The 25,056-nt window shown below is 74.5% G+C and carries 20 protein-coding genes; 15 read left to right on the top strand and 5 right to left on the bottom strand.

What is annotated here, in order from left to right:
* Positions 1–69: 69 nt before the first annotated feature.
* From ACH4B3_RS17535 to ACH4B3_RS17500, 8 genes are all read left to right on the top strand, one after another.
* Positions 70–936, top strand: a complete 867-nt coding sequence (locus ACH4B3_RS17535; RefSeq protein WP_398463736.1) for a TIGR03084 family metal-binding protein — start codon at positions 70–72, stop codon at positions 934–936.
* Positions 933–2,699: an acyclic terpene utilization AtuA family protein gene (locus ACH4B3_RS17530; RefSeq protein WP_398463735.1), complete on the top strand. Its 1,767-nt coding sequence runs from the start codon at positions 933–935 to the stop codon at positions 2,697–2,699. The genes ACH4B3_RS17535 and ACH4B3_RS17530 overlap by 4 nt, the downstream gene beginning before the upstream one ends.
* A complete protein-coding gene (locus ACH4B3_RS17525; RefSeq protein WP_398463734.1) occupies positions 2,696–4,294 on the top strand; it encodes an acyl-CoA carboxylase subunit beta in 1,599 nt (532 codons plus the stop codon). The genes ACH4B3_RS17530 and ACH4B3_RS17525 overlap by 4 nt, the downstream gene beginning before the upstream one ends.
* Before the next feature lie 54 nt (positions 4,295–4,348).
* Positions 4,349–6,397 carry a biotin carboxylase N-terminal domain-containing protein gene (locus ACH4B3_RS17520; protein ID WP_398463733.1) on the top strand — a complete coding sequence of 683 codons (2,049 nt, stop codon included), beginning with the start codon at positions 4,349–4,351 and terminating at the stop codon, positions 6,395–6,397.
* The gene (locus tag ACH4B3_RS17515; protein WP_398463732.1) at positions 6,394–7,557 is read left to right on the top strand and encodes an acyl-CoA dehydrogenase family protein; all 1,164 of its coding nucleotides are present in this window, start codon (positions 6,394–6,396) and stop codon (positions 7,555–7,557) included. The genes ACH4B3_RS17520 and ACH4B3_RS17515 overlap by 4 nt, the downstream gene beginning before the upstream one ends.
* Positions 7,558–7,646: 89 nt before the next feature.
* On the top strand, positions 7,647–9,242 hold the full coding sequence (locus ACH4B3_RS17510; RefSeq protein ID WP_398463731.1) for a 4-coumarate--CoA ligase family protein: 1,596 nt from the start codon (positions 7,647–7,649) through the stop codon (positions 9,240–9,242).
* Positions 9,239–10,054, top strand: coding sequence for an enoyl-CoA hydratase family protein (locus ACH4B3_RS17505; protein WP_398463730.1), 816 nt, complete (start codon positions 9,239–9,241; stop codon positions 10,052–10,054). Before ACH4B3_RS17510 ends, ACH4B3_RS17505 begins: the two co-directional genes overlap by 4 nt.
* Entirely contained in the window at positions 10,042–10,821 is a 780-nt protein-coding gene (locus ACH4B3_RS17500) for a TetR/AcrR family transcriptional regulator (protein ID WP_398463729.1), read from the top strand. Before ACH4B3_RS17505 ends, ACH4B3_RS17500 begins: the two co-directional genes overlap by 13 nt.
* Before the next feature lie 76 nt (positions 10,822–10,897).
* Here ACH4B3_RS17500 and ACH4B3_RS17495 read toward each other — a convergent pair whose 3' ends face one another.
* A complete protein-coding gene (locus tag ACH4B3_RS17495; protein ID WP_398463728.1) occupies positions 10,898–11,998 on the bottom strand; it encodes a citrate synthase 2 in 1,101 nt (366 codons plus the stop codon).
* 420 nt (positions 11,999–12,418) lie between these two features.
* Between ACH4B3_RS17495 and pdxH the strand changes: the two genes are divergently transcribed.
* Entirely contained in the window at positions 12,419–13,114 is a 696-nt protein-coding gene (gene pdxH, locus ACH4B3_RS17490; protein ID WP_398463727.1) for a pyridoxamine 5'-phosphate oxidase, read from the top strand.
* A 195-nt stretch (positions 13,115–13,309) separates the two neighbouring features.
* On the opposite strand, the gene ACH4B3_RS17485 is transcribed toward pdxH, so the two are convergent.
* A complete protein-coding gene (locus tag ACH4B3_RS17485) occupies positions 13,310–13,741 on the bottom strand; it encodes a DUF4267 domain-containing protein (RefSeq protein WP_398463726.1) in 432 nt (143 codons plus the stop codon).
* Positions 13,742–13,872: 131 nt separating this feature from the next.
* Here ACH4B3_RS17485 and ACH4B3_RS17480 point away from each other — a divergent pair, with 131 nt between their 5' ends.
* The 4 genes from ACH4B3_RS17480 (at position 13,873) to ACH4B3_RS17465 (ending at position 18,328) form a co-directional block, all read left to right on the top strand.
* Entirely contained in the window at positions 13,873–14,478 is a 606-nt protein-coding gene (locus tag ACH4B3_RS17480) for a TetR/AcrR family transcriptional regulator (protein ID WP_398463725.1), read from the top strand.
* Positions 14,479–14,915: 437 nt separating this feature from the next.
* Positions 14,916–16,583, top strand: coding sequence for a PAS domain-containing protein (locus ACH4B3_RS17475; RefSeq protein WP_398463724.1), 1,668 nt, complete (start codon positions 14,916–14,918; stop codon positions 16,581–16,583).
* Between the two features lie 346 nt (positions 16,584–16,929).
* A protein-coding gene (locus ACH4B3_RS17470; RefSeq protein ID WP_398463723.1) for an IS5 family transposase occupies positions 16,930–17,803 on the top strand; the annotation gives its coding sequence in 2 pieces (ribosomal slippage) (positions 16,930–17,519 and positions 17,518–17,803; 876 coding nt in all).
* A 51-nt stretch (positions 17,804–17,854) separates the two neighbouring features.
* A complete protein-coding gene (locus tag ACH4B3_RS17465; RefSeq protein ID WP_398463722.1) occupies positions 17,855–18,328 on the top strand; it encodes a GNAT family N-acetyltransferase in 474 nt (157 codons plus the stop codon).
* A 23-nt stretch (positions 18,329–18,351) separates the two neighbouring features.
* Here ACH4B3_RS17465 and ACH4B3_RS17460 read toward each other — a convergent pair whose 3' ends face one another.
* Positions 18,352–19,107 (bottom strand): SIS domain-containing protein, encoded by a 756-nt coding sequence (locus tag ACH4B3_RS17460; RefSeq protein ID WP_398463721.1) that lies wholly within the window; start codon positions 19,105–19,107, stop codon positions 18,352–18,354.
* 232 nt (positions 19,108–19,339) lie between these two features.
* Between ACH4B3_RS17460 and ACH4B3_RS17455 the strand changes: the two genes are divergently transcribed.
* Both ACH4B3_RS17455 and ACH4B3_RS17450 read left to right on the top strand, forming a co-directional pair.
* Positions 19,340–20,032 (top strand): metal-dependent transcriptional regulator, encoded by a 693-nt coding sequence (locus ACH4B3_RS17455; RefSeq protein ID WP_398463720.1) that lies wholly within the window; start codon positions 19,340–19,342, stop codon positions 20,030–20,032.
* Between the two features lie 2,118 nt (positions 20,033–22,150).
* On the top strand, positions 22,151–23,023 hold the full coding sequence (locus ACH4B3_RS17450; RefSeq protein WP_398463719.1) for an alpha/beta fold hydrolase: 873 nt from the start codon (positions 22,151–22,153) through the stop codon (positions 23,021–23,023).
* Between the two features lie 68 nt (positions 23,024–23,091).
* Here ACH4B3_RS17450 and ACH4B3_RS17445 read toward each other — a convergent pair whose 3' ends face one another.
* Complete coding sequence (locus ACH4B3_RS17445; protein WP_398463718.1) at positions 23,092–24,141, bottom strand: hypothetical protein; 1,050 nt, start codon at positions 24,139–24,141, stop codon at positions 23,092–23,094.
* Positions 24,129–24,791 carry a hypothetical protein gene (locus tag ACH4B3_RS17440; RefSeq protein ID WP_398463717.1) on the bottom strand — a complete coding sequence of 221 codons (663 nt, stop codon included), beginning with the start codon at positions 24,789–24,791 and terminating at the stop codon, positions 24,129–24,131. The genes ACH4B3_RS17445 and ACH4B3_RS17440 overlap by 13 nt, the downstream gene beginning before the upstream one ends.
* Positions 24,792–25,056: the final 265 nt, after the last annotated feature.

The raw sequence follows: 25,056 nt of genomic DNA, 5'->3' as shown, positions 1-25,056 counted from the left end.
AACCATGCAATCACGCTTGATTGTTTTTTGGCGGGCTGCCACCCTCGACCCCGACGAGGGGAGACCACCGTGTCCGATCCGGCCGCCCTGCTCGGCGAACTGCGTGCCGAAGGAGAGGAGTTGGATGCCCTGGTCGCCGGGATCGGCGACCGTGCCTGGTCCGCGCCGACCCCCGCGCCGGGCTGGACGATCGCCCACCAGATCGCGCACCTCGCCTGGACCGACGAACGCGCCCTGCAGGCCGCCACCGACCCGGCCGGCTTCGCCGGAGAGGCGGCGCGCGCCGCCGCGGCACCGGACAGCTTCGTCGACGAGGGAGCCGCCGAAGGCGCCCGGCGGGCCCCCGCCGACCTGCTGCGACACTGGCGGACCGGCCGGGACCGGCTGCTCCGGGCGCTCGCCGCACAGCCGCCCCGGGCCCGGCTGCCCTGGTACGGGCCGCCGATGAGCGTGCTGTCGATGGCCACCGCCCGGCTGATGGAGACCTGGGCGCACGGCCAGGACGTGGCCGACGCCCTCGGCGTGCGCCGCACCCCCACCGCGCGGCTGCGGCACGTCGCCAGGATCGGGGTGCGCGCCCGGGACTACGCCTACGCGGTGCGCGGCCTCACCCCTCCCGAGCAGGAGTTCCGGGTCGAACTCAGCGCCCCGGACGGCGAGGTGTGGAGCTACGGCCCGGCCGGCCCCGCGCCGGGATCCGGTCCTGGCCGCCCGGGCCCGGACCGGGTCACCGGGCCGGCCCTCGACTTCTGCCTGCTGGTGACCCAGCGGGCGCACCGCGACGACCTCGCGCTCCGCGCCGAGGGCCCGGAAGCGGACCGCTGGCTGGACATCGCCCAGGCCTTCGCCGGCCCGCCCGGCCCCGGCCGCCCGCCGCGGGGCCCCGCCGCCGGCCCGCACCGGGCGCCCGCCGGAACCGGCGGCGATGCCCGATGACCGGCCCCGGCCTGCCCGGCGGACCGGAACCGGCCACCGCCCCCGGTGCCCGGGCGCCCGGGCCGCTGCGCATCGGGAACGCCTCCGGGTTCTACGGGGACCGCTTCGACGCCTTCCGCGAGATGCTCACCGGAGGGCCGCTGGACGTCCTGACCGGCGACTACCTCGCCGAACTGACCATGCTCATCCTCGGCCGCGACCGGATGAAGGAAGCCGGACTCGGCTACGCGAAGACGTTCCTGCGCCAGCTGGAGGACGGGCTCGGCCTCGCCGTCGAGCGCGGCGTGCGGATCGTCACCAACGCCGGCGGCCTCAACCCGGCCGGGCTCGCCGACGCCATCCGGGAACTCGCCGACCGGCTCGGCCTGCCGGTGCGCGTCGCCCATGTGGAGGGCGACGACCTGCGGGACCGGGCCGGGCGGGCGGGCTGGGGCACGGACGTCCTCACCGCCAACGCCTACCTCGGCGGCGCCGGCATCGCCGCCTGCCTGCGGGCCGGGGCGGACGTGGTGGTCACCGGCCGGGTCACCGACGCGGCGCTGGTCACCGGCCCGGCCGCGGCCCACTTCGGCTGGGCCGCCGACGACTGGGACGCGCTCGCCGGGGCCCAGGTCGCCGGGCACGTGCTGGAGTGCGGCCCGCAGGCCACCGGCGGCAACTACGCCTTCTTCCGGGAACACGACGTACGCCGCCCCGGATTCCCGCTCGCCGAACTCCACGCCGACGGCTCCTCGGTCATCACCAAGCACCCCGGCACCGGAGGCGCGGTCACCGTGGGCACCGTCACCGCACAGCTGCTCTACGAGACGGCCGGCGCCCGCTACCCCGGGCCCGACGCCACCAGCCGGCTGGACACCGTCCGGCTCAGTCAGGAAGGCCCGGACCGGGTCCGCATCGCCCCGGTGCGCGGCGAGGCCCCACCACCCACGCTCAAGGCCGGGCTCACCCGGATCGGCGGCTGGCGCAACGAGATCACCTTCGTGCTCACCGGGCTGGACGTGGACGCCAAGGCGGCACTGGTCCGCGACCAGATGGCGGCCGCGCTGACCGGCCCGCAGGGCCCGGCCGAGGCGCGCTGGACGCTGGCCCGTACCGACCGCGCGGACGCCGACGTGCAGGAGGAGGCGAGCGCGCTGCTGCGGCTGGTGGTGCGCGACCGGGACCCGGCGAAGGCCGGCCGGGCGGTGAGCGACGCCGCCGTGGAGCTGGCGCTGGCCGGCTACCCGGGCTTCCACCTCACCGCCCCGCCCGGCAAGGGCACCCCGTACGGGGTCTTCGAGGCGGTGCCGGTGGCCGCGGCGGAGGTGCCGCACCTGGCCGTGCTGCCGGACGGACGGCGGCTCCCGGTGCCGCCCGCGCCGCGCCCGGAAGGCAGCCCACCGGCGCTGCCCGCGCTGCCGCCCCCGCTGCCCGAACCGCTGCCGCCCGGCCCGGCCCGGCGGGTACCGCTCGGCCTCGTCGCCGGGGCCCGCAGCGGCGACAAGGGCGGCGCGGCCAACATCGGCGTGTGGGTCCGCACCGACGACGCCTGGCGCTGGCTGGCGCACACCCTCACCACCGGCCTCCTCCGCGAACTGCTCCCGGAGACCGCCGGGTTCCCGGTGGAACGGCACCTGCTGCCGAACCTCCGCGCGGTCAACTTCACCGTGGACGGGCTGCTCGGCGCCGGAGTCGCCGCGCAGGCCCGGTTCGACCCGCAGGCCAAAGCCGTCGGGGAGTGGCTGCGCTCCCGCCGGCTGGACATCCCGGAGGTTCTGCTGTGACCGTCCTCGCCTCCGCGCTCGACCCGTCGGGCCCGGAATACGCCGAGAACCGCGCCGCGATGCTCGCCCGGCTCGCCGACGTCGAGGCCGAGCACGCCAAGGCGCTGGCCGGCGGCGGTGAGAAGTACGTGGCCCGGCACCTCGGGCGCGGCAAGCTCCTCGCCCGGACCCGGATCGAGCTGCTGCTCGACCAGGACACGCCGTTCCTGGAGCTGTCCCCGCTCGCCGCCTGGGGCACCGACCACACGGTGGGCGCCTCCCTGGTCACCGGGATCGGCGTGGTGGCGGGCGTCGAATGCCTGATCACCGCCAGCGACCCGACGGTACGCGGCGGGGCCAGCAACCCCTGGACGCTGAAGAAGGCGCTGCGCGCCAACGAGATCGCCTACGCCAACCGGCTCCCGCTGATCAGCCTGGTGGAGTCCGGCGGCGCCGACCTGCCCAGCCAGAAGGAGATCTTCATCCCCGGCGGGGCGCTCTTCCGCGACCTCACCCGGCTGTCCGCCGCCGGGATCCCCACCATCGCCGTGGTGTTCGGCAACTCCACCGCCGGGGGCGCCTACATCCCCGGCATGTCGGACCACGTGATCATGGTGAAGGAGCGGTCCAAGGTGTTCCTCGGCGGGCCGCCGCTGGTGCGGATGGCCACCGGCGAGGAGAGCGACGACGAGTCACTCGGCGGCGCCGGGATGCACGCCCGGACCTCCGGCCTCGCCGACTACTTCGCCGTCGACGAACCGGACGCGCTGCGCCAGTGCCGCCGGGTGGTGGCCCGGCTCAACTGGCGCAAGGCACAGCCCGATCCCGGCCCGGCCGAGCCGCCCCGGTACCCGGCCGACGAACTCCTCGGCATCGTCCCCGGCGACCTGAAGGTCCCCTTCGACCCGCGCGAGGTCGTCGCCCGGATCGTCGACGGCTCCGACTTCGACGAGTTCAAGCCGCTCTACGGGCCCAGCCTGGCCACCGGCTGGGCGACCCTGCACGGCTATCCGGTCGGCGTCCTGGCCAACGCCCAGGGGGTGCTGTTCAGCGCCGAGTCGCAGAAGGCCGCGCAGTTCATCCAGCTGGCCAACCAGCGCGACATCCCGCTGCTGTTCCTGCACAACACCACCGGCTACATGGTCGGCAGGGAGTACGAGCAGGGCGGCATCGTCAAACACGGCTCGATGATGATCAACGCGGTGTCGAACTCCCGGGTGCCGCACCTGTCGGTGCTGATGGGCGCGTCGTACGGGGCCGGGCACTACGGCATGTGCGGCCGGGCCTACGACCCGCGGTTCCTGTTCAGCTGGCCCAGCGCCAAGTCCGCGGTGATGGGCCCGCAGCAGCTCGCCGGGGTGCTGTCCATCGTCGCCCGCGCCTCCGCCGCCGCCAAGGGGCAGCCCTACGACGACGAGGCGGACGCCGCGCTGCGCGCCATGGTGGAGCGGCAGATCGAGTCCGAGTCGCTGCCGATGTTCCTGTCCGGGCGGCTGTACGACGACGGGGTCATCGACCCCCGGGACACCCGGACCGTCCTCGGCCTGTGCCTGTCCGCCGTCCACACCGCGCCGGTCGAGGGCGTGCGCGGTGGCTTCGGCGTCTTCCGGATGTGAGGACCGTGCGCTGTTCCGTGGACCGTGAGTTTCCCGTGGCCTGTGAGGTTGACCGTGGTTGATGCCATCCAGACGGTGCTCGTCGCCAACCGGGGCGAGATCGCCCGCCGGATCTTCCGGACCTGCCGCGACCTGGGCCTGTCCACCGTCGCGGTGTACTCCGACGCCGACGAGACCGCGCCGCACACCAGGGAGGCCGACGCGGCGGTGCGGCTGCCGGGCCGGGCCGCCGCCGACACCTACCTGCGCGCCGACCTCGTCGTCCGGGCGGCGCTGGCGGCCGGCGCGGACGCCGTCCACCCCGGCTACGGCTTCCTCTCCGAGGACCCCGGCTTCGCCCGCGCGGTCCGCGACGCGGGCCTGACCTGGATCGGGCCGCCACCGGAGGCCATCGAGGCGATGGCCTCCAAGACCCGCGCCAAGGCCCTGATGGCGGCCGCCGGGGTACCGCTGCTGGCCGACCTGGACCCGGCCGAAATCACCGGGGCGGACCTGCCGGTGCTGGTCAAGGCCGCGGCCGGCGGCGGCGGCCGGGGCATGCGGGTGGTCCGCGAAGCGGCCGCGCTCGCCGGCGAACTGGCGGCCGCCGCCGCCGAGGCGGCCGCCGCGTTCGGGGACGGCGAGGTGTTCGTCGAGCCCTACCTGGAACTGGGCCGCCATGTGGAGGTGCAGCTGCTCGCCGACGGGCACGGCACGGTATGGGCGCTGGGCACCCGCGACTGCTCCCTCCAGCGCCGCCACCAGAAGGTCATCGAGGAGGCCCCCGCCCCCGCCCTGGGCGCCGCGCTGGACCGGACGCTGCGGGACGCGGCCACCGCGGCGGCCCGCGCGGTCGGCTACCGGGGCGCCGGCACGGTGGAGTTCCTGGTCGCCGGGGACCGCCCGTACTTCCTGGAGATGAACACCCGGCTCCAGGTCGAGCACCCGGTCACCGAGGCGGTGTACGGGCTGGACCTGGTCGCCTGGCAGATCCGGATCGCCGAAGGGCGCCCGCTGCCCGAAGCGGACCCGCCGCGCCCGGCCGGCCACGCGGTGGAGGCCCGCCTGTACGCCGAGGACCCGGGGCGCGGATGGCGGCCGCAGACCGGCGTGCTGCACCGGCTGGAGATCGGCGGCACCCCGGAACCGGGCGCGCCCGCGACCGGCGGCGACTCCGCGACCGGCGGCGGCTTCGGTACCGGCGGGCCCGCCCGGGGCGCGGTCCGGGTGGACGCCGGGTACGGCGCCGACGACGAGATCGGCCCGTACTACGACCCGATGCTGGCCAAGGTGATCGCCTGGGCCGCCACCCGCGACGAGGCGGTGCGGATCCTGGCCCGCACCCTGGAGCGGGCCCGCATCCACGGGCCGGTCACCAACCGGGACCTGCTCGTCCGCTCGCTGCGCCACCCGGACTTCGCCGCCGCCCGGCTGGACACCGGCTTCTACGAGCGGCACCTGGAGCGGCTCACCGCCCCCCACCCCGGGGACACCGGGCTCGCCGCCCTGGCCGCCGCGCTGGCCGACGCGGCGGCCGCCACCCGGGCGGGCGGCACCGCGGCGCGGCTGGGGGCCTGGCGGAACCTCCCCGCCCAGCCGCAGTCCCGCTCCTACCGGGTGGAGCCGTCCGGCGAGGTGCGCCAGGTGCGGTACCACCTGACCCGCCGCGGCCTGGCACCCGCCGACGGCTCCGGCACCCGCGTCGTGGAAGCCACCGGGGAGGTGGTCCGGCTGGAGGCCGGCGGGGTGGTCCGGGCGTACCGGGTGAGCCGGTACGGCGACCGGGTCCACGTGGACGGCCCCGCCGGGGCGTACGCGCTGACCGCGCTCCCGCGCTTCCCCGACCCCGAACCGGCCACCGCCCCCGGCTCCCTGCTGGCCCCGATGCCCGGCACCGTCGTGCGGATCGCCGACGGCCTCGCCGAGGGCGACCGGGTCCGGCAGGGCCGGCCGCTGCTGTGGCTGGAGGCCATGAAGATGGAACACAGGATCACCGCCCCCGCCTCCGGCACCCTCACCGCGCTGCACGCGACCCCCGGCCGGCAGGTCGAGGTGGGCGCCCTCCTCGCGGTCGTGGAGCCGGACGAGTCCGTACCACCACGCGAACTGGAGGAGTCCGGATGACCGGCACCATCGAAACCCCCGAGCGGCGCGCGCTGCGCGCCGCCGTCGCCGCCCTGGGAAAGCGCTACGGACGCGGCTACTTCAACGGCGTCGTCCGGGACGGCAGGCAGCCGGACGAACTGTGGGCCGAGGCGGGCAAGCTCGGCTACCTCGGCGTCAACCTGCCCGAGGAGTACGGCGGGGGCGGCGGGGGCATCGCCGAACTCTCCATCGTCCTGGAGGAACTGGGCGCGGCCGGCTGCCCGCTGCTGCTGATGGTCGTCTCCCCGGCCATCTGCGGCACCGTCATCGCCCGGTTCGGCACCGAGGAGCAGCGGCGCCAGTGGCTGCCCGGCCTCGCCGACGGCCGGCTGCGGATGGCGTTCGGCATCACCGAGCCCGACGCGGGCTCCAACTCGCACCGGATCACCACCACCGCCCGCCGGGACGGCGACGACTGGCTGCTGACCGGCCGCAAGGTCTTCATCTCCGGGGTGGACACGGCCGACGCCACCCTGATCGTGGGACGCACCGCGGACGCGCGCACCGGCAGGCTCAAGCCGTGCCTGTTCATCGTCCCGCGGGACACCCCCGGCTTCTCCCACCACCTCATCCCGATGGAGGTGCACGCCCCGGAGAAGCAGTTCGAACTGGTGCTGGACGAGGTACGGCTGCCCGCCGGGGCGCTCGTCGGCGAGGACACCGACACCGGGCTGCTGCAACTGTTCGCCGGCCTCAACCCGGAGCGCGTCATGACCGCCGCGTTCGCCATCGGCATGGGCCGCTGCGCGCTGGCGCAGGCCGTGGAGTACGCCCGCACCCGGCAGGTGTGGAAGGAACCGATCGGCGCCCACCAGGCCGTCGCGCACCCGCTCGCGCAGGCCCACATCGAACTGGAACTGGCCCGGCTGATGATGCAGAAGGCCGCCCACCTCTACGACGCGGGCGACGACACGGCCGCCGGCGAGGCGGCGAACATGGCCAAGTACGCGGCCGGTGAGGCGGCGGTGCGGGCGGTGGACCAGGCGGTGCACACCCTCGGCGGCAACGGCCTGACCACCGAGTACGGCCTGGCCTCCCTGGTCACCGGGGTGCGGGTGGCGCGGATCGCGCCGGTCAGCCGGGAGATGATCCTCAACTTCGTCTCCCACACCACGCTGGGGCTCCCCAAGTCGTACTGAGACGAGCACCCTGGGCGCAGGACGCACGCGACCGCGGCCCGGCGCCGCGGTCGCCCGACCGCCCGACGGATCCGACCGGAGGAGTCGCCATGGTGTTCCGCAGTGAGTACCCCGATGTCCCGCCCGTCGACCTCCCCATCCACGACGCCGTCCTCGGCCGCGCCGCCGACCACGGCGACCGCCCGGCGCTGATCGACGGCCTCGACGGCACCGTCGTCAGCTACCGGCGACTCGACCACGCCACCCGGCGCATCGCCGCCGCACTCGCCGCCGCCGGGGTCGCCAAGGGCGACGTACTGGCCCTGCACAGCCCCAACACCGTGCTCTACCCGCAGGTCTTCTACGGCACCACCCGCACCGGCGCGGTGGTCACCACCGTCCACCCGCTGGCCACCCCGCGGGAGTTCGCCAAGCAGCTGCGGGACTCCGGCGCGGCCTGGATCGTCACCCTCGCACCGCTGCTGCCGGTGGCCCGGAAGGCCGCCGAACTGGCCGGCGGGGTGCGGGAGATCTTCGTCTGCGACGCGGCACCCGGACACCGCTCGGTACCGGACATGCTCCGGTGCACCGACCCCGAGCCGGTGGTCGAGATCGACCCCGGCACGGACCTGGCGGCCCTGCCGTACTCCTCCGGCACCACCGGCACCGCGAAGGGCGTGATGCTCACCCACCGCAGCGTCGCCACCAACCTGGTGCAGCAGAGCACCCTGGTCCCCGCCGAAGCGGACGACCGGCTGCTGGCGGTGCTGCCGTTCTTCCACATCTACGGCCTCACGGTGCTGATGAACGCCCCACTGCGGCACGGCGCCGCCGTCGTCGTGCTGCCCCGCTTCGACCTCGGACACCTGCTGACCGCCATCGAGCGGCACCGGATCACCATGCTGTACGTCGCGCCGCCCATCGTGCTCGCGCTGGCCAAGGACCCGTCGGTGGCCGACCACGACCTGTCCTCGCTGCGCATGGTGCTGAGCGCGGCTGCCCCGCTGGACGCGCGGCTGGCGACGGCCTGCGCCCGGCGGCTGGGACTGCCCGCCCTGCTCCAGGGGTTCGGCATGACGGAACTCTCGCCCGCCTCGCACGCGGTGCCCCGGTACGCCGAGAACCCCCCGCCGGGCACCGTCGGCAAGCTGATGCCGGGCACCGAGATGCGGGTGGTGGCGCTGTCCGACGACCCCGGCGCCGACCGCGCCGACCTGGGGACGGGCGAGGACGGCGAGCTGTGGGTGCGCGGCCCGCAGGTGATGAAGGGCTACCTGGGCCGGCCCGCCGAGACCGGGGCGATGATCGACGCCGACGGCTGGCTGCGCACCGGCGACATCGGCCGGATCGACGCCGACGGCTGGGTGTACGTGGTGGACCGCGCCAAGGAACTCATCAAGTACAAGGGCTACCAGGTCGCGCCCGCCGAACTGGAGGCCGTGCTGCTCACCCACCAGGCGGTGGCCGACGCGGCGGTCATCGGCGTCCTCGACGAGCGGGGCGAGGAGATCCCCAAGGCCTACGTGGTGCCCCGGCAGGGAGCCGGTCTCACCGAGGACGAGGTGATCCGTTACGTTGCCGGGCAGGTGGCCCCGTACAAGAAGGTGCGCCGGGTGGAGTTCGTCCCGGCCGTGCCACGCTCCGCCGCCGGCAAGATCCTCCGGCGGGAACTCCGCGCCAGGGAAGGGAGTCCGACACCCCCATGAACGACCCGAGCCCCCCGTCGCCGACCGCGCCCACCGGGCCGTCGCCGGCCGGACCGGAGGCGCCGGCCGGCGCGCCCCTGGTCCGCACCGCCGCCGACCGCGGCGTCACCACCCTGACCCTGGACTCCCCGCACAACCGCAACGCGCTCTCCACCCGGCTGGTCACCGAACTCGCCGCCGGGCTGGCCGCGGCCGCCGCCGACCCCGGCACCCGGGCCGTGCTGCTCACCCACACCGGCAACACCTTCTGCGCCGGGGCCGATCTGCGCGAGGCCCGCCCGTCCGGGCCGCGCGACCTGATCGCCGTGCTGCGCGCCATCGTGGCACTGCCGGTGCCGGTGGTGGCCCGGGTCACCGGACACGTCCGGGCCGGCGGACTGGGCCTCCTCGGCGCCTGCGACATCGCGGTGGCGGGCCCGGCGGCCGACTTCGCGCTCACCGAGGCCCGCCTCGGCCTCGCCCCGGCCGTCATCTCGCTGCCGCTGCTGCCCCGCCTCGACCCGCGGGCCGCCGCCCGCTACTACCTCACCGGCGAGCGGTTCGACGCGGCCGAGGCGGCCCGGATCGGGCTGGTCACCCTCGCCGCCGACGACCCGGACCGGGCACTGGGCCCGATCCTGGACGGGCTGCGCCGCGGCTCCCCGCAGGGGCTGGCCGAGTCCAAGCGGCTGGTCACCGCCGAGGTGCTGCGGGCCTTCGACCGGGACGCCGAACCGCTGGCCGAACTGTCGGCCCGGCTCTTCGGCTCCGCCGAAGCACGCGAGGGCATGACGGCGTTCCTGGAGCGCAGGGACCCGAAGTGGGCGCGGTGAGCCGCGGCGCGGACAGCGGGGCCCGCAACGGCACCGAGGCCGCCGGGCGCTCCGGCCCCGACCGCGGCGGCCCGGCACCCCGCGCCGCCGGGGCACGGCGGGCGGCCGCCGCGCCCCGGCCGGGCGGCCCGCCCAAGCAGGACCGCAGCCGCGCCACCCGGCAGCGGCTGCTCGCCGCCGCCGTGGACTGCCTGGCCGAACACGGCTGGGCGGGCTCCACGGTGGCGGTGGTCGCCGAGCGGGCCGGGGTGTCGCGGGGCGCCGCCCAGCACCATTTCCCCACCCGCGAGGACCTGTTCACCGCCGCCGTGGAGCACGTCGCGGAGAAGCGCTCGGCGGCGCTCCGGGCGCTCGCCCGCGATCTGCCGCCCACCGGTTCCACCGCCCGGACCCGGACCATCGTCGGGGAGCTGGTCGACCTCTACACCGGCCCGCTGTTCCGCGCCGCGCTGCAGCTGTGGGTGGCCGCGTCCAACGAGCCGCAGCTGGGGCGGCGGGTGGTCGACCTGGAGGCCCGGGTCGGCCGGGAGACCCACCGGATGGCGGTCCAGCTGCTGGGCGCCGACGAGAGCGTGCCGGGGGTCCGGGAGACCGTGCAGGGACTGCTGGACCTGGGCCGCGGCCTGGGCCTGGCCAACCTGCTCACCGACGACACGGCGCGCCGCGAGCGGATCGTCGCCCAGTGGGCACGCGTCCTCGACGACGTCCTGCACCCGCTGCCCGCCGCCGGCGTCACGGCCGCGCCGCGCCCCCGGCCGCACGACTGAGTCCCCCGCCCGGCGAGGACGGGGGACCCGGTGGACGGCGGCGGGCGGAAGCGGGCGACGCCCGGCCCGCCCGCGGTCAGCGCGCGATGTCGGCGTACCCGGCGATCTCCTGCGGGCCGCGCGCGCCCGGGCCGACGTAGCGGGCGGACGGCCGCACCAGCCGCCCGGTGCGCTTCTGCTCCAGGATGTGCGCGCTCCAGCCGGCGGTGCGCGCGCAGGTGAACATCGAGGTGAACATGTGCGCCGGGACCTCGGCGAAGTCCAGCACGATGGCCGCCCAGAACTCCACGTTGGTGGCGAGCACCCGGTCCGGCCGGCGGTTGTGCAGCTCCTCCAGCGCGGCCTTCTCCAGCGCCTCGGCGATCTCGAAGCGGGGCGCGCCCAGCTCCTTCGCGGTACGGCGCAGCACCCGCGCCCGCGGGTCCTCGGCCCGGTAGACGCGGTGGCCGAAGCCCATCAGCCGCTCACCCTGGTCGAGCGCCTGCTTGACGTAGGCGACCGCGTCGCCGGTGCGCTCGATCTCCTCGATCATGCCCAGCACCCGGGACGGCGCGCCGCCGTGCAGCGGGCCGGACATGGCGCCGACCGCGCCGGACAGGGCGGCCGCCACGTCCGCACCGGTGGAGGCGATGACCCGGGCGGTGAAGGTGGAGGCGTTCATGCCGTGCTCGGCGGCCGAGGTCCAGTACGCGTCGACGGCCGCCACGTGCTTGGGGTCCGGCTCGCCGCGCCAGCGCCGCATGAAGCGCTCCACGACGGTGTCGGCCTTGTCGATCTCCTTCTGCGGCACCATCGGCAGACCCTGGCCGCGCGCCGACTGGGCGACGTAACTCAGGGCCATCACCGCGGCGCGGGCCAGGTCGTCCCGGGCCTGCTCCACGTCGATGTCCAGCAGCGGCTTGAGGCCCCACACCGGCGCGAGCATGGCCAGCGCGGACTGCACGTCGACCCGGATGTCACCGGAGTGCACCGGGATCGGGAACGGCTCGGCGGGCGGCAGGCCGGGGTTGAACGCGCCGTCGACCAGCAGGCCCCAGACGTTCCCGAAGGAGACGCTGCCCACCAGGTCCTCGATGTCGACGCCCCGGTAGCGGAGCGCGCCGCCCTCCTTGTCGGGTTCGGCGATCTCCGTCTCGAACGCGATGACTCCCTCGAGTCCAGGAACGAAGTCGGACATCAGGCGGCTCCTCATGAGGTGGTCGACGGTTGACAGACGGCTCTTGACCGGGGCGTCAGCGTCGGATCAGGGTTCGTGGTCGTGGCTGGCAGCGCCGGGACGGCTCCGCGGTCGCCCTGCCCGACTCGCGGTCCTTCTCCGGTCACCCCGGGTTCCCCGTGCGGGCGGAGATCACCCGGCCGCAGCGGTAGGTAGTGCGGGCCGGACACGATAGCGGTCGACCTCCGCACGGCCACAGCGGGCCAGCACATGATTTTGATGGTTTCCGCAGGTATGCGGAAGCGTGATAAGCGGCACAGGCGGCCATATGGGGCCGGGAGGGTTACGCCGTCGGTGGGCGGGGGAGAGGTTACGGGCGCCGAGCGCGGAAGCCGCCCGCCCGGCGGCGAAGCCACCGCTCCGGGCGGTGCGCCGGAGGCGATGCTGCAAGATAGGCGCGTGCCTCACCTCGACCCGCACGACCCGTTCGCCGGCGTCACCATCGACCCGGCCACCATGCGCAAGCAGTACCGCTCCGAGGGGCTGGCCGAGGGCGAGCTCGCGGAGAGCCCCTACGAGCAGTTCGCCCGCTGGTTCATCCAGGCGGTGGAGAGCGGCATGCCGGAGCCGAACGCCATGGTCGTCGCGACCGCGGACGCCGCGGGCCGGCCCAGCTCCCGCACGGTGCTGCTCAAGTCCTACGACGAGCACGGGTTCGTCTTCTTCACGAACTACGGCTCGCGCAAGGGCCGGGACCTCACCGCGAACCCGTATGCGTCGCTGCTCTTCCCCTGGCACGCGCTGGCCCGCCAGGTCATCGTGACCGGCGTCGCCGAGCGCACCGGCCGGGAAGAGACCGCCGCCTACTTCCGGACCCGTCCGCACGGCTCGCAGCTGGGCGCCTGGGCGAGCGCCCAGTCCACGGTGGTCGGCTCCCGGGAGGAGCTGGACCTGCGGTACGCGGAGCTGGCGGAGCGCTACCCGCAGGAGCAGGTGCCGGTGCCGCCGGGCTGGGGCGGGTACCGCGTGGTGCCCACCGAGGTGGAGTTCTGGCAGGGCCGGGAGAACCGGCTGCACGACCGGCTGCGGTATGTGCGCGAGGCGGACGGCTGGCGGGTGGAGCGCCTCTGCCCCTGAGCCGCGTGCGGGGCCGGGCACCCGGCGCCGGAGTCCCGTGCGGGGTCGGACGCCAGGCCCCTGGATCCCGTGCGGGGTCGGACGCCCGGCGCGGGAGCCCCCGTGCGGGGTCGGGCACCTGGCCGTCGGGGTCGGACACCCGGCGCCTGGGTCCCGTCCGGGTTCGGACACCCGGCCCCTGGGTCCCGTCCGGGGTCAGACTCCCGGCGCCGGGGTGACGACGGCCCCCGCCCGCGCGGTACCGGGCCGCCCCTCGGACAGCAGCAGACCGGCGGTGAGCAGCACCACGAGCGCGGCCGACACATGGACGCCGAGGGCGGTGGCGACGCTGCCGCCGTGGGTGACGACGGCGAGCGCGTCGCCCAGCGGGATGACGGCGTCGGCGAGGATCACCCAGCCCAGGGCGCGGCGCTGGCCGAGCGCGAGCAGGGCGAAGACCGTGGTCGCCACGGCGATGTCGCGCACCCCCTTCACGACGAAGTAGCCGTCGGCGTTCCCCCGCGGCCAGGGGTCGATGCCGAACCCGGCGCCGGCGCCCCCGGGGTTCAGCAGGAAGTTGAGCCCGAAGAACATGACCGCGGCGCCGGTCAGGACCGCGAGGACGGTGGTGATGCGCTGCCGTGACATGAGTGATCCCCCACAGAAGGTGTCGGCGGAGCCCAGGGGTGCCGGGCCCTCGCGGAGCTAGCGCTGCTAGCTCCTGGGTCGATGCTAGAAGTAGCGACGCTCTTCTGTCTAGCGATGCTAGATTCCTTTCCATGGCAGTACAGCAGCGCCGGGAACGCGAACGAGCGGAACGGCACCGGCTGATCGTCGCGGCCGCCCGGGAACTGGCCGAGGCCGAGGGCTGGCCGGCGGTCACCACCCGCCGGCTGTCCGAGCGGGTCGAATACAGCCAGCCCGTCCTCTACAGCCACTTCACGTCCAAGGACGCGATCGTGGCGGCCGTCGCCCTGGAGGGCTTCGCCGAACTCGCCACCGTGCTGCGCGCCGCCCGCGGTGGCGCCGGCACCGGCGCGCGGGCGGCGCTGCGGGCGCTCGCCGACGCCTATCTGGACTTCGCCCGGACCCGGCCGGCCGTCTACGCGGCGATGTTCGTCCACCGGACGGACGTGGAATTCGACGGCGAGGCGTCCCCCGCCCCGCTGAAGGAGTCCTTCGCGGAGTTCCTCGGGGCGCTGGAGCCGGTGGCCGCCGACCGCGGGGAGGACCCGGCGACCCTCGCCGAGGTCTTCTGGGGGACCCTGCACGGCCTGGCCGCCCTCGCCGAGCACGACCGCCTCCGGCCGGACCACCACCGGGCCCGGGTGGAACTGCTGCTCGGCCGGATGGCCACCGGGCCGGACGGGCGCGACGGCGGCTGACCCCGCCGGACCCCGCTCCGGCGGGCACGGGGAAACGCAGACGACCCGTGGGCTGCATCCCTCGGAGAGGGAACCGGCCGGACGTGCCGGCGAGCCCACGGGTCGGGTGACTGCTTGGAATTGGGCCGGCGAACCGCCGGCACCGCGCAGTGCGCGATGGGTGTGCCCCCCGCTCCTCAGGAGCGCGGGGAAGGGCTGCTAGCCCGCAGCCACCTCACGCGTCCGGTTTCCATACATCTGCCGAACCACCTCCCTTCTCGTGTGCTCCACACCCTAGGAACCGCCGGACCGCGGCTCAACCGAATTTCCGGCGCACAACGATTTGGCCGAAGGTGGTGTGGTCCGCGTCACGTTCGAGTTGAATGGCCCCTCGTGCAGCAGAGGCAGCAATCGCAGCCCGTGCGGCTCACGCGGCCGGGTTTCGCTGGGGGTGTCCGGTGACCACTTCGCACCGTCCTGAATCGGTCGGCTCCACGTCGGCCGCGCCATCACCGGACCCGGGCGGCGCCCCGGTGCGGGAGGGGCCGGACCGCGACGACTCCGACCTGCTGGCCGCCCTGCTCGACGGCATGGACGCGGCACTCTGCGCCTTCGACGCGGACGGCACGGTCACCCACTGGAACCGGGAGGCGGAACGCATCCTCGGCTGGACCGCCGCGGAGGCGGTCGGCCGCCGCGGCCTCGGCGGCTGGGCCGCCCGGAGCGCCGACGCGCACGACGTGGAGAGCCGGCTGATGGCCGCCATGGGGACGGCCGGCCGGCAGGTGAACGACGTCGCGCTGCTCACCAAGGACGGCGGCCGGGTCCTGGTCCGGACCCAGACCTCCCCGGTGCAGCGCGGCGGCCGGCCCGTCGGCGTCTACTGCGCGTTCAGCGAGGTGCAGACCCAGATCGACCTGGAGCGGTCCGTCGCGCTCAGCGAGGTCCTGCTGGACGACGCGGCCTGGGGCGTGGTCGTGGTCGACGCCGACCTGCGCCCGGCGGTCGTCAACGACCACGCCGCCCGCGCCCTGCGCACCGGGCGCGGCAGCCTGCTCGGACGCCCGCTCGGCGACGTCCTCGCGCACGGTGCCGACGAACTGGAGAACGCCCTGCAGCACGTGCTGGCCGACGGCACCCCGCCCATGCCCGCCGAACTGTGGGTGACCCTGCGCGGCGGCCAGCGGCCGGACCAGGGCCGCACCGACTTACCCGGCCGGCGGCCCGGCGGCGGCGCCGGCCGGGTCCGCCCGGGAGCCGGCCGGACCCCCGAGCCCGACCCCGGCCCGACCGGCCCCGACGCCGAGCGCCGCTGCTGGCGGAGCGGCTTCCTGCGGCTCGCCTCCCCGCTCGCCGAGCACCCGGTACCGCTCGGTGTCGCCTGGGTCTTCTGGGACGTGACCGAGAGCAAGCAGGCGGAGCAGGAGGGTTCCCGGCTCCGGTTCCGCAGCAACCAACTGCACCGGGCGGCCCGGGCCGCGGCCGAGTGCGAGGACCCGCTGGAGGCCGCCACCGTCCAGCTGGACTTCGCCCTCGCGGGCTTCGCGGACCACGCGCTGATCGACCTGGTGCGGGAGCCGGCCGGACCCGGCCCGGCCCACCCCCACACCCCGGACGTACCGCGGCTGCCGCAGCACCCCCCGCACCCGGCCGCGGCGCCCTGGCCCGCCGAACCCGCCGCCCGCGCCGGACGGGGCGGCCCGGCGGCCCACCCGCCGTACACCCCGCCCGCGCCGCTCCGGCTGGTGCGGGCCGCGGCGACGCCCGCCGGCGGCGCCGCGCTGGGCCCGTGCGCGTGCGGACCGGTGGTCTCCGGGGGCATCCCGGTGCCGTACCCGGACGGACACCCGGCGCTCCAGGCCGCCGAACGCTGCGGCTCGGTGCGGATCAGCGCGGCCCGGCTGGACGGACCGGCCGCCGGCCAGTGGGCACAGGCCCGGAAGTGGCCGGACGGCACCGTGCACGGGCTCTGCACGGTGCTGCGCAGCCGCGGCCGGACCCTGGGCGTCGCCACCTTCCTGCGCGGCTCCGGCCGGCGCCCCTTCGACCGGTCGGACGCCGCGTACGCCGAGGACGTCTCGGTCCGGGTGGCCGCTGCGCTGGACCTGGCCCGGCTGATCGGCTGAGCGCTCGGGCCGCCCGGCGACGCGGTCGACGGCCCCGGACGTGCGTGGCCGCCGGCGACGGCCCCGGGGTGTTTCGGTGGCGCGGGTGACGGCTCGGGCGTGTGCCGTGCCGCCGGTGACGGCCCGGGGTACCCCGGGCCGCCGGTGACGGACCTGAGGGTTCGGTGCAGCCGGTGGCGGACCGGGGCGCGCGGTGCGCGTGTGGCGGCCCGGGGCGTGGGGCGCCGCCGCTGCCCGCCACGGGGGCCGGCGGCGCCTGTGCCGCCCGTGCCGCCGGTGGCCCGCTCGGCTCCCGCTCCCTAGGGCGTGTATCGGAAGTGGATCTTTGGGTGTAAAGATCCACTTTGTGTCCCGTGGAGATCTAACCGATGCGCAATGGGCCCGGCTGGAGCCGTGGTTACCGACCGGCAAGAAGCCGGGCCGGCCACCGAGGTGGATTCGGCGGAAGCTGATCGACGGCATACGGTGGCGGACACGCACTGGGGCGCCGTGGCGGGACGTTCCTGAACGGTATGGGCCCTGGGGCCGGGTGTACGACCTGTTCCGTCGCTGGCAACGGGACGGCACCTGGAGGCGTGTGCTGGCTGAGTTACAGACCCAGGCCGACGCAAGTTCTCTGATCACGTGGGACATCAACGTTGACTCCACTGTGTGCCGAGCTCACCAGCACGCCGCCGGGGCGCGAAGAAAGGGCGATGCGCAGGTGGAGCCGCCCGGTGGTGTCGATAGCGAGCCGGACGACCATGGGCTTGGCCGCTCGCGCGGCGGCCTGACCACCAAGCTGCACCTGGCTGTCGAGCAGGGACAGAAGCCGATGGCCGTCGTGATCACACCCGGGCAACACGGGGACTCCCCACAGTTTGAGGCCGTGCTGAAGCGGATCAAGGTACGCCGTCTCGGTCCTGGCGCGCCCCGCACCCGCCCCGACCGAGCGGGGCGACAAGGCGTACGCCTCCCGCAAGAATCGTGCCTACCTGCGCAAGCGCGGAATCCGCTGCACCATCCCGGATAAGGCCGACCACATCCGCAACCGCAGGAAGCTCGGTGCCCGCGGCGGCCGCCCGCCGAAGTTCGACAGGACCGACTACCGCGAGCGCCACGCTGTGGAGTGCGGCATCAACCGGCTCAAAAGGAACCGGGCAGTGGCCACCCGCTACGAGAAACTCGCCGTCCGCTACGAAGCCACCGTCCTGGTCGCGGCCATCAACGAGTGGCTGTGACCAGGACGAAAATCGATTCACCGCACAACGGTGAGGCGGGAAACTCGCCCCATGACCACAGACTTCATCGTGCGCCCGGCCCGAGCCGCCGATGCGCGCGTCTTGGCCGAGCTCCGCTGGAAATTCAAGCAAGAGGACCACGAAGGACAGCCACCCCGGTCGGCTCGGCCCCTGGAAGAGGCCGAGCACTGGATCCACGACCGGCTCATCGGGGGCCACTGGCTGGCCTGGGTCGCGGAGACCGGAGGCGACGTCTGCGGTCACGTCTTCCTCTGCCGGGTGGAGAGGATGCCGGATCCGTACAGCGACAACACCCCGATCGGCTACGTGACGAACTTCTACATCACGCCGTCACAGCGGAACAAGGGAGCCGGCTCGGCACTGCTTGAGGCGCTGAAACAGCATTGCCGCAGCACTGGCTTCGACACTCTCATCGTCTGGCCATCCGAGCGCAGCAGCCCCCTCTGGCGGCGCTCCGGCTTCCAGCTCCCAGATGAACTGCTGGAACTCCCACTAGACACGTGACAGATCCACTTCCGATACACGCCCTAGTGCCGGTAGAAGATCCGGTCCGCGTACTCGGCCATCACCCGGCCGTTCCACTCGTGCCCGCCGTCCACGTTCCCGGACCGGAGCATCGGCGGGTCGATGCCCCGCTCGGCCAGCTCGCCCGCCGCGGTGGCCACCACCGCCTGCATCAGCGCGCTGGTGATCACCGTGGAGGCGGGTGCGAAGGGTGCCCCCACGCCGTCGGCGGTCAGCTCCGCGTCCCCGACCCCGATCTTGCTGTCCAGCACCAGATCGCAGTGGTCCTTCAGGAAGGTGCCCGAGGAGTGCCGGGACCGGGTGCGGGACGCGTACGCCACCGACGTCACACCGATCACGGTGAGCCCCAGGGCCCGCGCGTTCTGCGCCATCTCCACCGGCAGGGCGTTCCGTCCGGACAGTGAGATGACGAAAAGCAGGTCTCCGGCCCGGGCCGGGCTGGTGTCCAGCACGGCGGCGGCGAGCCCGTCGACCCGCTCCAGCGCGCTGCCCAGGGTGGCGGGGACCACGTCCACCCCGACCACGCCCGGCACCTGCAGCAGGTTCATCAGGGCCAGGCCGCCCGCCCGGTAGACCACGTCCTGGGCGGGCAGCGAGGAGTGCCCGGCACCGAAGGCGAAGAGGCGGCCGCCTGCCACGACGGTGTCCGCCATGAGGGCCCCGGCCGCCGCGATGTTGTCGGCCTCCTCGTCCCGCACCTTGTGCAGCAGACCGATCGCGGCGTCGAAGTACTGCCCGGCCAACTTGCTCTCGCTCATCCCGGCGGGTGCCCTTTCCGTGGGTGCGTACGCTGGTGGCGCCGATCACGTTGCGGTCTGGACCAGCGCTCTGTCAATACGGAGTCAACGCGGAGTCAATCCGGACGCCGGTCCGGGAAGTCGGCATTGCCCCGCCTCGGTGCGGGCCCGCAGGCCGAGCACGGGCCCGGTTGTCGGTGGGATGCGTCAGAATTGAGGGCAGGGCCACCGCACGACACATCGAGGGGCACGCATGTCAGGACTGATCGACACCACGGAGATGTATCTCCGCACCATCCTCGAGCTGGAGGAGGAAGGTGTGGTCCCGATGCGGGCCCGTATCGCGGAGCGGCTCGACCAGAGCGGCCCGACGGTCAGCCAGACGGTCGCGCGCATGGAACGGGACGGCCTGGTGCAGGTGGCCGGGGACCGGCACCTGGAGCTCACCGACGAGGGCCGCCGGCTGGCGACGCGCGTGATGCGCAAGCACCGCCTCGCCGAGTGCCTGCTCGTCGACGTGATCGGCCTGGAGTGGGAGCAGGTGCATGCCGAGGCGTGCCGCTGGGAGCACGTCATGAGCGAGGCGGTGGAGCGCCGGGTGCTGGAGCTGCTGCGCCACCCCACCGAGTCGCCGTACGGCAACCCGATCCCGGGCCTGGAGGAGCTGGGGGAGAAGGCCGAAGCCGATCCGTTCCTCGACGAGAGCATGGTCAGCCTCACCGACCTCGACCCGGGCACCGAGGGCAAGACGGTCGTGGTCCGCCGGATCGGCGAGCCCATCCAGACCGACGCCCAGCTGATGTACACCCTCCGCCGGGCGGGAGTGCAGCCCGGTTCGGTGGTGAGCGTCACCGAGTCGGCGGGCGGGGTGCTGGTGGGCAGCAGCGGCGAGGCGGCCGAACTGGACGCCGACATCGCGGCGCACGTCTTCGTCGCCAAGCGCTGAACCCCCACCGGCCCGGACCACCGGCCGCGGCCCTTCCCCGGGCCACGGGCCCGACCGGTGCACGCCCCCACGCCACCGCCCCCGGCGGCCCGCACCACCGGCGCGGGCCCGGACCACCGGCCTGGGCTCAGACCACCGGCCGGGGGCCGGATCACCGGCGTGACGCTCACCGGCCCGCATCACCAGCGCGGGCCCGGCCCACCGGCCGGGGGCCGGATCACCGGCGCGGCGCTCACCGGCCCGGACCACCGGCGCGGGCCTGGGCCACAGGCGTGACGCTCATCGCCCCGGCCCACCGGCCGGGGGCCGGATCGCCGGCGCGGCGCTCACCATCCCGGATCGCCGGCGTGACGCTCACCATCCCGGACCACCGGTCTGTGCCCGCGGGGCTGGGGCACCGGCCGGGAACACCGGCGTAGCACTCGCCCGGCCCGCCGGCTCGGGCCCCACGGGCCCGGGCTCGGGCTCATCCTGGGACCGGGGCGTCCGGGTTCACCGGCCTGGGCCCGCCGGGGCCGTCGCACCCGCGTGGCACACCGGCCGCAGCCCTTTCCCGGGCCATGGGTCCGGCCGTGTACGTGCCCGGCCATAGCCCGCCGGCCCGCCTGGCCGGCGAGGTCGGCCCCGCCCGCGCACCGGTCCATGTCCGCGCTCCGGCAGCCCCACCCCGGTCCGACCCGCACCCGCCGCGTGCGGTGATCGCCCGCCCCACGGCGTCCGCGGGGTGAGCGCCCAGCCGGTCGCCGGGCGTCGTCGCCGCCGGACCTGCCCGCCCGCGCCCCCGGAACGACCTGCCACGCCGAAGCGGAGCCCTGGTGGAGCGGAGCCGTGCCGAGCGGGGGCGGCCCCGCCTTGGTACGGATCCCCGCGGCGGCGCCCGCTCGGCATGCAGCCCGCGGCAGGCCGCCCCGCTCGGGACGAGCCCTCGCCGCTGGGGCGGCCGTAGCCCAGGACCGCCCGCTCGCCCACCCACCGGCTCCGCCTACCCACCCGGCTCCGCCTACCCACCGGCTCCGCCTACCCACCCGGCTCCGCCTACCCACCGGCTCCGCCTACCCACCGGCTCCGCCTACCCACCCGGCTCCGCCTACCCACCGGCTCCGCCTACCCACCCGGCTCCGCCTACCCACCGGCTCCGCCCATCCACCGGCCCCGCCCATCCACCGACCCTGACCGCCCAAGGGCCCGCTCGCCCACCGGCGCTCACCGGCCCACCGGCCCGCTTGCGCCCGTCCCACCAGGCATCCGGCGGCCCCGCACCTGCCCCCGGGGCTCCGGGGGCAGCCCACCGAGGGCCGGTCAACCAGCGCCCGCCCACTGGCGCCCTGCCCACCGGCGCCCCGCCCACGGGCGCCCCGCGCACCGGCGCCCGCGCACCGGCACCCGCCCACCGGCACCCGCCCACCGGGAAGGCGCCGAGCCCGGCCCGGTCCGGGGGGAGGGAGGCCGCCATCCGGCCCTCGGTGCGGTGCGCCGAGGGAAAACGGAAGCGCCTACCGGCGGTAATGGAGGCGGCGGCCCATCGGAGTTCCCGGAAAGCGAGCGGCGGCGCCCCGGGCATGTCACTCTGTCGCTGACGCGCGATTCCCACGAGGTGCGGGGGCGCGCGCCAGGCGCAACTGGGGGAGCGTCAGGTGTACGCGCGGCCGTGCGGGTGCGGTCGGCGCGGTCCGGTACGGCGACAAGCGGAAGATCCGGGGCGGCGGGCGCGTGCCCGCGTGCGACCGGGTCGGAGGAGGGGCGCCATGGGTTGGGGAGCCGTACGGTGCGAGGGCCCCGGCACACCGGATCGCCAGGGCCCCGCCTCCCCACGTCCCCCCGCTGACCCCTCGCCGCCTCCGGCGGTCGGACCCGCGGTGCCGCGAACCGTGCCGCCGGAGGCGGTGGCGACCCGAAGCCCCGAGCTCTCAGGGTCTGCCTCGGCGGACTCCCTTCCCCGAGCCGTCCGCCTCCCGGTGAAGATCTCCCCGCTACCAGGCCGAACAATCCCGGAAGCCCGTCACTCGAAAGAGGGGTGTTCGCCGCCAAAACGCCGTGTTCGAATAGCCGTTCGATAACCTGGGGACGCACGATGAGCTCCAGACCCCGAGACGACGAAGGAATGGAGGTGCCAGGGACGTGGTGCGGCGCATCGACGTAACCGGAGCCGGCGGTGTACGGCTCGCCGCCTGGGAGTTCGCCGACCCGCCCAGAGCAGTGGCGGGTGGCCGCGACGAGGACCGCGAGCCCGGGGTGCTGTTGCTCCACGGCCTCATGGGCCGCGCCGCGCACTGGGCGGACACGGCCCGCTGGCTCGCCGGCCGCCATCGCGTGATCGCGCTCGACCAGCGGGGCCACGGACGCAGTGAGAAGCCCGCCGGCGGCCCCTTCACCCGCGAGGCGTACGTCGCCGACGCGGAGGCGGTGATCGAGCAGCTGGACCTGGCCCCGGTCACCCTGATCGGCCACTCCATGGGCGCGCTCACCGCCTGGCAACTCGCCGCCCGCCGACCGGACCTGGTGCAGGCGCTGGTGATCAGCGACATGCGGGCCTCGGCGCTGGGTGCGGCCTCGCAGCGCGAGTGGGCCGACTGGTTCGCGTCCTGGCCGCTGCCCTTCGCGACCCTGGCCGACGTCCGTCGCTGGTTCGGTGAGGACGACCCCTGGCTGGAGCGACCGTCACCCTCCCGGGGCGCCTTCTACACCGAGGTCATGACGGAGCGTCCGGACGGCTGGCGGCCGGTGTTCTCCCGCCGGCAGATGCTGACGTCCCGTGAGACCTGGGTGCACGACGCGCACTGGGAGGAACTGGCGCTGGTGCAGTGCCCCGCGCTGGTGATCCGCGGACTCGACGGCGAGCTGGGCCGTGCCGAGGCCCAGGAGATGGTGCGGGTGCTGCCGCGCGGGCAGTACGCCGAGGTGCCCGACGCCGGCCACCTCATCCACTACGACCAGCCCGACGGCTGGCGCCGCGCCATCGAGTCCTTCATGGAGGCAGCCGTACCGGTGTAGCCCCGTGCCGGGGGAGTCCGTGACCTGCCGGGGCGGGCGCGAACCGCCGGCCCCGGCAGGCCCGTCGATCAGCGGTTGACGGCCTGGACCTCGCGGACCACCAGGTTCTGGGTGGTGCCGAAGGTGCCGTCCGGCAGGTCACCCCCGGTGCCGCCGCTGCCGGTCCAGTCCACCTTCCAGGTGATGGTGGCCTTCATGGAGTACGGCGCGCCGCCCTGGGTGGCGCGCAGGTAGGTCATGCCGCACGGCGGCGTCTTGTCGCCGGACCCCTTGACGTACGGGGTGCCGATGCTGCCGTCCTCGTTGATCGGGCACTCACCGGAGGACGGGTGCAGGTCGGCGTTGGCGGTGCCCGGCTCCAGCTTGAGGGCGACCGGAGTGGCGGTGGTGGTGGCCGACATGTTGAGCCCGGCCCCGCCGTCGAGGGACGCCGTGACCGACACCGGCTTGAACGTCGAACTGTCCAGCCACGCCCAGGTGGGCAGGTTGACGGTCTGCTGCCCGTTCGGGCTGAGGGTGATGTCGGTGTCCGGCACCTGCAGCTGCTGGTAGGCGAGACCGGCCAGGATCTCCGGGCTGATGGCGTTCTCCACCGGCGGGGTGTCGCCCTTGTCCACCCAGAAGGGCAGGGTGTCGTTGCAGGACAGGCGCTTGAGGATGTCGGGCTCGTCGGGGTTCTCCACCACACCCCACCACATGCCCTCGCCCTGCTTGTCCATGTTGTAGTTCTTGTACTCGCCGTCCTTGTACTTGTCGCGGTACTCGGCGGCGGCCCGCTTGGCGTAGTTGTGCTGGCCCGGGTAGTTGATGGTGTCCTGGAAGCCCTTTTCGGTGGCGTCGGCGAACTGCTTCGGGTCCCACAGGGGCGCGAACCAGCACGGCGGCGGGGACCAGTCACTGTTGCTCACGGTCAGCCCGCCGGTCGACTTCCCGGAGCCGTTCTTCGAGGTGTCGAAGCTGATCTTGGCGTAGATGGTGTTGCCGCTCCGGCCGCCGGACTGCTCGGACGAGCCCGAGGAATCCAGCGGCCCGCCCGCGTATGCGGGGGTCGCCGCCGTGAGGGCGGCGGCCGTTATGACCCCGCACAGCAGCAGTCCGGACGTTCTCAGCCTTTGCATTGGGTTGCCTCCCCGTTGACCGTGATCGAGTTCGCCTGCCACACGGTGCTCTTGGCCACCGGCACCATGGTGACCTCGAAGTAGTAGTAGTCCTTGTCGCTCGGCTCGGTGCGCAGGATCTTGCCGGACTTCACTTCCTTGCCGAACATCTGCGACTGGTCCTCGCAGAAGGTGACCGCGGCCTGCTTCCCACCCTTGGCAAGCCGGACCTCCGGCCGGGTGAACCGGTCCTTGCCGGTCAGTGTCCAACCGCCCTTGATGTGCTTGGTGATCTGGTCCCGGGCGTAGGTGGGGGCCGTGCCCATCGGGTCGGAATAGTATGTGTGCACCGGGTCCTTGACGTCCTGCCGGGTGATCCCGTGCTTGATGCCCCGGACGAAGTTCACCGCTCCGTCGAGCGCCGCGGCCTGCTTCGGATCGGCCGGCTGGTCGAATTCGGTGATGAACTCGAAGTCGTCCGGGAAGGACACCTTGGGGGCGTCGGGGTCCGCGGCGACCGTCTTCCGCGGCGTCGGCGAAGAAGAGGACGTGCCGCCCTTGTCGGCTCCCTTGATCTTGTCGTCCTTGGTGTCCTCGCTGCCGCCGCAACCCGCGATCAGCAGTGCGGTGGCCGCCGCGGCGGCCAGAGCGGACAGGGTGCGACGGCCCACGGTGAACTCCTCGTTGTCATGGATGATGCCTGTGGGACGAGACGCTATCCGGCCAGGTTCCGGTTCGTCACCGTCGAATGCCAGTGGCCGAGCCCACGCCGGTACGGCCGGGTGACGTCCTCCGCCCGGCCTGCCGAGGTCCGCCGTCCCTTCCAGCTGGTCGGCCACCCGCGCTCCGCCGCCCTGCCGAGAACCGCTGTATAACGGTACGGAGCCGCTGCAGGTACGTCACTTCGGGCTTGCCACCCGTACCCGAAGCCATCGA

The organism is Streptomyces sp. NPDC018031, assembly GCF_044327625.1.
Lineage (GTDB): Bacteria > Actinomycetota > Actinomycetes > Streptomycetales > Streptomycetaceae > Streptomyces.
This window is presented reverse-complemented; position numbering and strand designations above follow the sequence as displayed.